The sequence below is a fragment of the Agrobacterium rubi TR3 = NBRC 13261 genome, assembly GCF_000739935.1.
Classification (GTDB): Bacteria; Pseudomonadota; Alphaproteobacteria; order Rhizobiales; family Rhizobiaceae; genus Agrobacterium; species Agrobacterium rubi.
Genome location: NZ_BBJU01000020.1, coordinates 118,547 through 128,471 on the forward strand (window position 1 = coordinate 118,547; position 9,925 = coordinate 128,471).

Annotated in this window: 9 protein-coding genes; 4 read left to right on the forward strand and 5 right to left on the reverse strand. The window is 57.4% G+C overall.

Annotation, left to right across the window (positions count from 1 at the left end; all coding sequences use genetic code 11):
* Positions 1-4: 4 nt before the first annotated feature.
* From RRU01S_RS16480 to RRU01S_RS16490, 3 genes are all read right to left on the reverse strand, one after another.
* Positions 5-493, reverse strand: coding sequence for a BA14K family protein (locus tag RRU01S_RS16480; RefSeq protein ID WP_045231371.1), 489 nt, complete (start codon positions 491-493; stop codon positions 5-7).
* A 105-nt stretch (positions 494-598) separates the two neighbouring features.
* Positions 599-1,672, reverse strand: coding sequence for an FAD-binding oxidoreductase (locus RRU01S_RS16485; protein WP_045231406.1), 1,074 nt, complete (start codon positions 1,670-1,672; stop codon positions 599-601).
* Positions 1,673-1,683: 11 nt separating this feature from the next.
* Entirely contained in the window at positions 1,684-2,928 is a 1,245-nt protein-coding gene (locus RRU01S_RS16490) for an aromatic ring-hydroxylating oxygenase subunit alpha (protein WP_045231407.1), read from the reverse strand.
* 325 nt (positions 2,929-3,253) lie between these two features.
* On the opposite strand from RRU01S_RS16490, the gene RRU01S_RS16495 reads away from it, so the two are divergent.
* The 4 genes from RRU01S_RS16495 to RRU01S_RS16510 all read left to right on the forward strand — a co-directional run bounded on the left by RRU01S_RS16495 (position 3,254) and on the right by RRU01S_RS16510 (position 7,404).
* Entirely contained in the window at positions 3,254-3,862 is a 609-nt protein-coding gene (locus tag RRU01S_RS16495; RefSeq protein ID WP_045231372.1) for a DUF6656 family protein, read from the forward strand.
* A 101-nt stretch (positions 3,863-3,963) separates the two neighbouring features.
* The gene (locus tag RRU01S_RS16500) at positions 3,964-4,941 is read left to right on the forward strand and encodes an L-threonylcarbamoyladenylate synthase (protein ID WP_045231373.1); all 978 of its coding nucleotides are present in this window, start codon (positions 3,964-3,966) and stop codon (positions 4,939-4,941) included.
* Between the two features lie 21 nt (positions 4,942-4,962).
* Positions 4,963-6,393 (forward strand): FAD-binding oxidoreductase, encoded by a 1,431-nt coding sequence (locus RRU01S_RS16505; protein ID WP_045231374.1) that lies wholly within the window; start codon positions 4,963-4,965, stop codon positions 6,391-6,393.
* Positions 6,394-6,837: 444 nt separating this feature from the next.
* Positions 6,838-7,404 (forward strand): DUF6101 family protein, encoded by a 567-nt coding sequence (locus RRU01S_RS16510; protein ID WP_045231408.1) that lies wholly within the window; start codon positions 6,838-6,840, stop codon positions 7,402-7,404.
* 65 nt (positions 7,405-7,469) lie between these two features.
* On the opposite strand, the gene ubiA is transcribed toward RRU01S_RS16510, so the two are convergent.
* On the reverse strand, positions 7,470-8,423 hold the full coding sequence (ubiA, locus tag RRU01S_RS16515; RefSeq protein ID WP_045231375.1) for a 4-hydroxybenzoate octaprenyltransferase: 954 nt from the start codon (positions 8,421-8,423) through the stop codon (positions 7,470-7,472).
* A gap of 68 nt (positions 8,424-8,491) precedes the next feature.
* Positions 8,492-9,748 carry a cyclopropane fatty acid synthase gene (locus RRU01S_RS16520; protein WP_045231376.1) on the reverse strand — a complete coding sequence of 419 codons (1,257 nt, stop codon included), beginning with the start codon at positions 9,746-9,748 and terminating at the stop codon, positions 8,492-8,494.
* Positions 9,749-9,925 lie beyond the last annotated feature (177 nt).

The following is a 9,925-nucleotide window of genomic DNA, read 5'->3' on the forward strand; positions in this document are numbered from 1 at the left end:
TGATTTAGTTGGTAACGCACTGTCTGCGCGGACCATTGTTTGGCTGGTACGTGTTGTCGGAAGCGCGGTACGACCGGTAACGGCTCGCACATTCCTGCTGGTGGCTGCTGCCATAGGATGGACGACCCTGCGATACTGCACCGCCGATGATTGCGCCGGTGGCAAATGCTGCCAGAGGGAACCACATGCCGTTGTGTTGACGATAGCCCGGACGGCGGTCACGGTAGCCGCGGTGGCCATTGTAATAGCCCTGGCGATAGGATGGGCGGCGGTAATCGCGGTCGCGGTTACGGAAATCCCTGTTACGGAAATTGCGGTCACGGTAGATGCGACGTCCGTCATACTGCACCTGCACGACGTTATCCGTCGTTGTGGTCGTCGACTGGACAGGCTTCGGCATTGGAACTGGGACCTGGAATGCCTGAGACGGCGTAAAGCTCGTCAAAAGCATAATAAAAGCTGTCGCAACACTGGTCTTGCGCAAATTCAGCATGAGTTTCCTCCGTTTATGGAACTACGCGTTGAGACCGCGCTTCGATGACCAACTAACGGGAAAATCCGATATTGGTTCCATTCTGCAAAATGGAGCCAAGTATAATCAGGCTTCTATTTGTACATCCGTCAAAGGACGCGAGCAGCAGGCGAGAATATAGCCTTCCTCGATATCTTCATCGAGAATGCCACCATTATGATTCATCTCCACCTCGCCGGAGAGTTTCAGAACACGGCAGGTGCCGCAGATGCCGGATTCGCAGGCGGCACCGATGCGAACGCCTGCGGCACGCGCCGTCATCAAAATCGTCTGGCCCGGCTGGCATGGCACGTCCTTGCCGGACAGAGTGAAGCCAATTTTAGCCAGCACTTCACCGTCGTCAGGCAAATCGCTTTCGCCAACAGCCACCGGCATGGCAGGCGAAAAACTTTCCTGATGGTAGCGCGACATATCGAAGTCCGAGGCATCCAGCATGGAGCGGATGGCGGCCATGAACGGCTCCGGCCCGCAGCAGAACACGGTGCGATCCATGAAGTCATGCGACAGCAGCGCGATCTTGGCCTTGTCGACCATGCCCTTCAGCCCCGACCAGAGATCGGTGCGACCGCAGTTTTCGACTATGAAACCCAGCGAAAGATTTGGCATGAAGCGGGCGAGATATTCCAGTTCGTGCCGGAAAACGATGTCGGAGGGCGAGCGCGAGCAGTTGATGAAGGAGATGTCGCTCTGTGGCGCGCGGTCGCTCATATCGCGCACCATCGACATCATCGGCGTGACGCCGGAGCCAGCCGAAATGAACAGATATTTTTCGCCCGGATGGCGCACGTAGGAAAAGTCCCCCAGCGGCCCCAGCGCGCGGATACGCATGCCCGGCTTGAGATTGTCGAACATCCAGCGCGTGCCGACACTGGTCGCCTGCGCCTTGACGGTGACGGCGAGCGCATAGGGACGCGATGGGCTCGATGACAGCGTATAGGTGCGAAACAGCGGCTCCGGCCCCACCGGCAATTCCAGCGTCACGAACTGGCCCGGCAGATATCGAAACCAGTTGGGACCTTCGGAGCGAAACAGGAACGTCATCACATCAGGCGTTTCCGGCGTGACCGAAATACATTCCAGCATGTGAAGCTTGTCGCTCCACGGCTTCATCTCGTCGATATGCTTGTAGGTCGTCTTCATGTTCGTCGCGGTCATGCGACAGCCGAGAGTTTTTGCTTGTCGCCCGAGAGCCGGTCGATCATGAAATCGGCATACCAGTTCACGAACTGCATCACGCCGCCCTCGTCCTCCATCGAATAGGGGCCGGGCTCATAGGCAGGCGAGCGAATGCCGAAGGCGTTTTCCTCGACGATACGGCGGTCCTGATCGTTGGTCTCGTTCCAGACGTGGGTCAGGTTCTCGATGTCATAATCCACACCTTCCACCGCATCCTTGTGCACCAGCCACTTGGTCGTGACCTGCGTTTCCTGTGGCCCAAGCGGCAGCACACGGAAGGAAACCAGGTGGTCGCCCAGGAAGTGGTTCCAGGTGGTGGGATAGTGGAACAGAAGCAGTGCACCGATATGGTCGATGGTCACGTCATCCGAGAGCGGGCGTCGCACCGCGCGCTTGCCGGACATGGTGTAGCTTTCAGCCTCGCCGATCAGCGGCATGCGCGCCACACGAAACTGGCCCTTGGGGTCGATCTTGAAACGGCTCGGCAGACCCGCAGCTTCGCAGCGCGCCCAGTGGCCGCCGATTTCAGGGTCGCTCGCCCCACCATCCGTGCCGGTGACGCTTGGGTTTTCAGGATAGGTACGGCAAAGCTCGGGGTGATTGGCGGCGCAGTGGTAGCACTCGCGGTTGTTTTCCCAAACGAGCTTCCAGTTGCCCTTTTCGATGATCGTGCTCTCATGGGCGACCTTCGCCTCCCATATGCGGTGCGGCGCCATGTAGGATTCGATCTCGGCACGAACCGGCGCAAAATCCATCGGCTGTTGCGCCAGACAGATGAAGACGTAACCGGCGACAGATTCACAAGCGATCGGCTTCAGGCCAAAATTTTCCTTGTTGAAATCATCGCCCATGTGGCGAGCAAACAAAAGCTTGCCATCCAGATCATAAGTCCACTGGTGGTAAGGACAGACGAGGCGGGCGGACTGGCCCTTCTGACTGGTACAGACGCGCGACCCGCGGTGGCGGCAGGAATTGTGGAAGGCGCGGATGGTGCCATCCTTGCCGCGCACGATGACAACTGCATATTCGCCGATCTGAACCGTCAGATAGGTGCCTGCCTTGGGCACTTCGCAATCATGCGCCACGAACAACCAGTCGCGGTACCAGATGTTTTCCATATCCAGCTGGAAGTAGTCCTGATCCACGTAGAATGGCTGATCCAGCGTGAAGCCCTCACGACGGTTTTTCAGTTGGCGCAATACGGTTTCACGCAAATCCATGGCCATGTCCTCGAAAAGTCGCGGGCAGCCTTTGGGGCACTCATCCGCGTTCACCTGCAATGATCTAACCATTCGCACCGATCTTCAGCACCACATACAGCGACATTGGCTTCCGCATTGGCGACAAATTGCGACATGCCGCATAAACACATCAGACCGTGATTGTACTTATGAAACAGCGGCTTAATATCCGATTTCCTGAAAAATCCGTCGCAATATGACACAAGCGCCGCCGTCGCAATGCTTAACATCCACCATGCCGCAACAAGGAAATCTTAACCCCCCTCTCGTAAAAACATGGGGATAGGCAAAAGGAGGTCTCCCGATGGAGAAGGGAACGCACATCCGCTATTTCGATGCGAGCGCACGCAAACTGGCTCCCACACGCTCGAAAACTGCCCATTCGGATTTCCTGCGCACCGGTAAAATCGCCCGCTACGAACAAAAGTGGATACCGCGCGAACCACGCTATCTCACGCATGATGAGGTTGCCGAAATCACCGGCCGCAAGCTTCAGGCCGCCGGTGAGATGACCCATTCGCGGCTGAATTCCTTCCACGACTCCATTCGTTTTCCGCACATGGTGTTCCATCGCACCATCGAGGAAAGCCCGCATCTGGGCTATTGCCATGTAACGGCATCCCGCACCAGCTTCGATGCCCGCACGCCGGTGCTGTTTTCATTCTACTTCGCCAACTTCTTTTCCGAACTGTGCGGCGACGAACAGTTTTTCGAGAATATCGATCCACGCCAGTCGCGCATGTATTTTGCCGTCGCCATGGATATGGCTGGGGACAAGACTGTCAAAATCAACAAATCCATCCATCGCGATGGTCTTTTGTTTCGCACCAGCGACCCGAAAATCGCGCTCAAGAACGTGCTGATGCTGGGCACCCGCTCCCACGAAATGCGCGAGTTCATCCGTACACTCTGAAGCTATGGCGCAAACGGCTTTTCAATCGGGCTGAAAACCTCTAAAGGATGCCGCGCGAAAGCGTGCCCTTCGGGCGGCACGCTTGAAAGGCTCAAGCATCCATGGCGCGTCATATTCACATCGACCAAGACCTTGAAACGGCGCTTCGCGACGCCGTCGATGTGCTGTCATCCGGCCATCCCGTCGCCATTCCCACCGAGACGGTCTATGGCCTTGCTGCCGATGCGACGAACCCTGCCGCCATTACCCGAATTTACGAGACCAAGGGTCGTCCTCAATTCAACCCGCTGATCTGCCATATGGCCAGCATCGCGATGGCGGAGGACTATGCGGTTTTCGATCCCATCTCGCATAAGCTCGCGGAAGAATTCTGGCCCGGACCGCTCACCCTTATTCTGCCGCTGAAGCCAAATAGCACGATTCATCCGCTGGCTACGGCAGGCCTCGATACGGTCGGCATCCGCATTCCCAAGGGCTTCGCCAGCAATCTGATCGCCGCTTTCGGCAAACCGCTGGCAGCACCCAGCGCCAACAGTTCCGGCAGGATCAGCTCCACCAGTGCGGCCCATGTGGAGGCGGATCTGGGCGAAAAAATCAGCCTTATCATGGACGGCGGCTCAGCATCTGTTGGCGTGGAATCCACCATCGTCAAGGTCGAACAGGACGGCACCGTGCGCCTGTTGCGGCCCGGTGGATTGGTGGCGGAAGAGATCGAGAGGGTCATCGGCTTCAAGCTCGTTCGTCCGGAAAAGGCCTCCGCCGCCATCGAGGCCCCCGGCATGCTGGCCTCGCATTATGCGCCGGGCGCATCCGTGCGGCTGAATGCTGTGTCCGTCGAAAAAGGCGAAGCGCTGATCCGCTTCGGTGGCAAGCCTGTTGCTGGTGAAGAGAATGCGGCCATCGTCCTTAATCTCAGCACCAGCGGCGATCTTACCGAAGCCGCGACCAATCTGTTCGATCACCTCAAGACTGCCGATGCCAGCGGTGCTGATAGCATCGCCATCACGCCCATCCCGGCTACAGGGCTGGGCGAAGCCATCAACGACCGGCTGGCGCGTGCCGCCGCGCCGCGCCCCTGACCCATTCATCCAGAGGATTTCATGACGATGACCGTTTTGCCCGATGACCTGATCCAGCGTTTCGTCACCATCGTCGGTGAGAAGAATGCCATGCGCGATCAGGCCGATCTCGCCCCGCATCTGGTGGAAAATCGCGGCCTTTATCAAGGTGCCTCGCCGCTGCTGTTGAAACCAGCCACGACGGGCGAGGTCGCTGCCATCATGAAACTCGCCAGTGAGACCGGTACGGCCATCGTGCCACAGACCGGCAATACCGGCCTTGTGGGCGGGCAGACGCCACGCAGCGATGCCAGCGACGTTATTCTCTCTCTGGAACGCATGAGCCGCGTTCGCGATATCGACCCCGTTGCCAATGTCATCGTCGTGGATGGCGGCTGCATTCTCGATTCGGTCCATCAGGCGGCCGACAAGGTCGAGCGCATGTTTCCGCTGTCGCTGGGTTCGCAAGGCTCGTGCCGCATCGGCGGCAACCTCGCCACCAATGCAGGCGGCACGGCGGTTTTGGCCTATGGCAATATGCGCCAGCTTTGCCTCGGTCTGGAGGTAGTTCTGCCGACCGGTGAAATCTGGAACGGCCTTCGCCGTCTCAAGAAAGACAATACGGGCTATGATTTGCGCGATCTGTTCATCGGCTCCGAAGGCACGCTCGGCATCATCACCGGCGCGGTGCTAAAACTGTTTCCCAAGCCCAGAGGGCATCAGGTCGCCTTTGCGGGTCTCAACTCGCCGCAAGACGCCCTGACGTTGTTTGATCGCGCCTCGACGCTGTGCGGGGCGGCGCTGACCGGTTTCGAGCTGATGCCACGCGTCGGCATCGAGTTTACGGTCAAGCATATTCCCGGCGTCCGTGATCCCCTGGAAACGCCGCACCCATGGTACGCGCTGATCGATATCTCGACCTCAGACACGGCAGAGACTGCGCAGACCATGATCGAAACTCTGCTGGAGCAAGGCTTTGAGGCTGGCATCGTGCAGGATGCGGTCATTGCGTCCTCCGAGGCACAGCGTCAGGCCCTGTGGCACATGCGCGAGAGCATGTCGGACGCGCAAAAACCGGAGGGCGGTTCCATCAAGCACGATGTGTCCGTGCCGGTTTCGAAAATTCCGGAATTCATGGCAGAGGCCGAGGCTGGCGTCCTGCAAGCGATTCCCGGTGCGCGCATCTGCGCCTTCGGCCATCTGGGCGATGGCAATATCCATTACAATATTTCCCAGCCCGTTGGTGCAGACAAGACAGAGTTTATCGACCGCTGGCGCGAGATCAACCACATCGTGCATGGCATCGTTCTTTCCTACGGCGGTTCGATTTCGGCTGAACACGGCATCGGTCAGTTAAAGCGTGACGAACTCGCCGATATCCGCCCCGGTATCGAAATGGAACTGATGCGCCGAATCAAAACAGCGTTTGACCCAGCGGGCGTCATGAACCCGGGCAAGGTCGTTAGTATCTAGCGCAAGTTTTATCGCCTCCGTCCAAAAATAGAGCGCCCCGGCAACAATGCCGGGCTCTCATGGCGCCGCCTTTTTTTGGGCTACACAGACGTCATCCCCACCCATTTTTGGCTTTCGCGTCTTTCGCAATTGTCGAAAGCGATGTGCCCTGCGCAAGCTGTTTTCAAGGCGATGCGCGCGGGGACAGCAAGCGCGTTTTCTCCGACTTCATATGACCCTGAAATCCGATGTTGGTACGCAAGCCGCCGCAAACGCTGCCGTGTCAATTCAGGAATTCGAAACCCTATCGGTCTGCGTTTTGCTAACCATTTGGGAATGCAAAGTTTTCTTAACCTCGATTTTTAAGCTGTCTCGAAGAAGCAGCCGCTATCTTCTCCCTATCAGAGGACGAAAAGTCCCGGACGAGACCATGAAACGGCTCTCAGGTAAAACAAGGATAGCATGATGACCAACACTGTTCTGAAGCCCGATTGGGCAGGCGCGACACTCCGGCTCGACCCTACGCGGTTCCCGCAGCAGATCACCTACGGCAAGGACAAGGGTTCAGCCGATATCGCTATCACGCTCGACGAGCGCGGCGCAGTCCTTCGCAAGGTTCTCCATTCCAGCGGTCTTCCGCTGTCCTTCGCTCTTCCAGCCCGCGCCTTCAAAGGCGTTGCCGCCCGCGCCATCGACCATGGTGATGGACAGGTTACCGTGACGCTGGAACTTCACCACGACGACCCGGATTTGTGCATTCCGCTTCTGGTAGCGCATGATCTGTGCGACATCGCAGCCGATTGGCGCAGCTGGTCTGAAGCCTATCGCATTCCCATGCTGATGGTAGAAGCCGATGGCGTTGCCCGTCCGCTGGAAGATCATCTCGGCCATGTCAGAACAAAGGCAACGCGCCAGCGCCGCCGCCACTCCTATTTCGCAGAGCGCCGCCCCCGCTTCCTCGTGCGCCGCAGCACGGGATCGCTTGGCATGACCATGCGCATCCAGGGCAAGGAAATCATCGCCCGCAGCTGATCCTCCACTGTTGCGGACAAAACGACAAACCCGGCATGTCGAAAGACACCGCCGGGTTTTTCGTATCAACCTGTTACCAGTGGCAAAAGCAGACCGGCAAAAATCAGCAGACCGACCCGGTTGTTGGATTTGAACAGTGCCAGGCACTGCTCGACATTGTCGATATCCAGTACCTTCACCTGCCGGAACAGCAGGAAGGCGGAAAGGGCTAGGCCAAGATAACCGGTCCAGTGAACACCCGCCGTAACGAATGCCAGGAAGATGAAGACGAGCGCTGTGCCATAAAGACCGATCAGCCAGGAATGTGTCTTATCTCCGAACAACAATGCCGTCGAACCGATACCGGCAGCCGTGTCGTCTTCCCTGTCCTGATGGGCATAGATCGTGTCATAACCGATCGTCCAGGCGATCGCGCCGATATAAAGCAGCACCGGCGAGATCGACAGCGACCCGAACTGACCCGCCCAGCCCATGAGTGCGCCCCATGAAAAAGCCAGGCCGAGAAAGAACTGCGGCCAGTTGGTAAAGCGCTTGGCAAAGGGATAGATCGCGACGAAGATCAGCGATGACAGGCCGACAAGAATGGCAAAGCCGTTGAAGCATAGCAAAACCACCAGCCCGACCAGCGCCTGAATGACGATGAAGATTTTCGCCTGTTTGCGGCTGACCCGCCCGGATGGCAGCGGTCGCGAGCGGGTTCTCGCCACCGCCATATCGATCTTGTGATCGACCAGATCATTATAAGTGCAGCCCGCGCCGCGCATGGCAACGGAACCGGCGAAAAATAGGAAGAGATGGAAGAGCAAAAGGCCCCACGAAAATGTGCCCTGATACTGCGCCACGTTTGCCGACAGCGCCGCCGACCAGAAGCACGGCCACATCAGCAATTCCCAGCCGATCGGACGATCCCAGCGGGCCAGTTGCGCATAGGGCCATAGCGTCCTCGGCAAAATCCGATAGACCCAATTGTTGGATGGCGCGTCGGAAACGCGGCCGGAAAGATCGCCTTGGTCAACCATATCAAGCGTTCTACGCTTGGCCTTTACGAAGCGTCAAGCAAAACACCTCGGCACAGTGACCTGCCCTGTCAAAACAGAACTTTTTCCAAAGGCGGTCGTGTCTTTTCGAAGTCCAGCAATCGCGCTTCGTTCTTTGCGATGTAATCGCGATTGTCTGGCACTACATTCCCGCGTTTTGTCAGCTGTATTTGGAAAATATAGAAATTCTCGTGCGTAAACGCCATTTCGGAACCGGCCAAATAGAACTCCCACATGCGGAAGAAACGCTCGTCGTAAATGGCGATGGCCTCCGCTTTGTTCGCCACGAAACGCTCGCGCCATTTGCGCAGTGTGTGAGCATAATGCATTGGTAGGATTTCGATGTCGCGCACCAGCAGGCCGGATTTTTCCACCGCTGGCAGAACCTCCGCCAGCGAGGGAATATACCCACCGGGGAAAATATATTTTTCGATGAAGGGATTCGTGGCGAGCGCCGGATAGGGCTGGCCGATGGAGTGCATCAACATAACGCCATTGTCATCCAGCAGCTCTGCCGCCTTGGTGAAATATTCCCGGTAATGCGTGGGACCGACATGTTCGAACATGCCGACAGAAACGATGCGGTCGAAAGGTCGCGCGGCAGAGAGATAGCGATAATCCTGCAATTCAAACCGCAGCTTGTCTGCCAGCCCACGCTTTTGCGCCCGGTCGCGCGAAACCCGCAACTGCTCTTCGCTCAGCGTAATGCCCGTCACGTCCACATCCGAGCTTTCGGCCAGATACATGGCCATGCCACCCCAGCCAGAGCCGATTTCCAGCACGTGCTGCCCCGGCTGTGGCATCAGCTTTGCCGCAATGTGCCGCTTTTTGGCGACCTGCGCTTCATAGAGACTGATGCCGGGCGGGTTGAAGTAGGCGCAGGAATATTGCCAGTCCTCGTCCAGAAAGAGGTCGAACAGCTTGGCGCTCAGATCGTAGTGGTGGGCGACATTGTCCTTGTTGTGATTGACCGGCAGATGCATCTTGATGCGCGATGCGATGATACGCGCCATGCCGCGCCAGACCATGCCGAACGTCAAAGCTTCACTGATCGTGTTGCTTTTGATGAGGGCGAGAAAATCATAGATGTCGCCCTTAACGACAACCATCCGCCCTTCCATGAACATTTCCGCCAGCTTCAACGCGGGGTCCGCGGCAATCTCGTCCATCGCGGCCTGATCGGTAAAGTTGATGGCGACGCGTTTTCCCGTGTTGTCGCCAAAGACCTGAAGCCCCCCGGGGCCCGTCACGACCAGATTTCCTGTCTTTATGATTTTACCAAGCAGAGCATGCAGAGATGAGGCCATTCCACCCACCAAATAAGCTAAGTCTCACTTATCAAGTAGAATGAAGCTATTCTTTTCAAGCAAAGTTGCAAGCCGGACAATGTTCAAAAATATTGAATGATTTCAGCTTGGTTTTTTGGGCGTTATTCCGGTGGTTTGATAGAGTAGAGAGGCCAGCGGGTGTGGCTTACCCCCCTC

Bases quoted from the DNA above. Each gene is read 5' to 3' on its own strand.
- RRU01S_RS16480 (WP_045231371.1), bottom strand. From the start codon at position 493: ATGCTGAATTTGCGCAAGACCAGTGTTGCGACAGCTTTTATTATGCTT.
- RRU01S_RS16485 (WP_045231406.1), bottom strand. From the start codon at position 1,672: ATGAAGACGACCTACAAGCATATCGACGAGATGAAGCCGTGGAGCGAC.
- RRU01S_RS16490 (WP_045231407.1), bottom strand. From the start codon at position 2,928: ATGGATTTGCGTGAAACCGTATTGCGCCAACTGAAAAACCGTCGTGAG.
- RRU01S_RS16495 (WP_045231372.1), top strand. From the start codon at position 3,254: ATGGAGAAGGGAACGCACATCCGCTATTTCGATGCGAGCGCACGCAAA.
- RRU01S_RS16500 (WP_045231373.1), top strand. From the start codon at position 3,964: ATGGCGCGTCATATTCACATCGACCAAGACCTTGAAACGGCGCTTCGC.
- RRU01S_RS16505 (WP_045231374.1), top strand. From the start codon at position 4,963: ATGACGATGACCGTTTTGCCCGATGACCTGATCCAGCGTTTCGTCACC.
- RRU01S_RS16510 (WP_045231408.1), top strand. From the start codon at position 6,838: ATGACCAACACTGTTCTGAAGCCCGATTGGGCAGGCGCGACACTCCGG.
- ubiA (WP_045231375.1), bottom strand. From the start codon at position 8,423: ATGGTTGACCAAGGCGATCTTTCCGGCCGCGTTTCCGACGCGCCATCC.
- RRU01S_RS16520 (WP_045231376.1), bottom strand. From the start codon at position 9,748: ATGGCCTCATCTCTGCATGCTCTGCTTGGTAAAATCATAAAGACAGGA.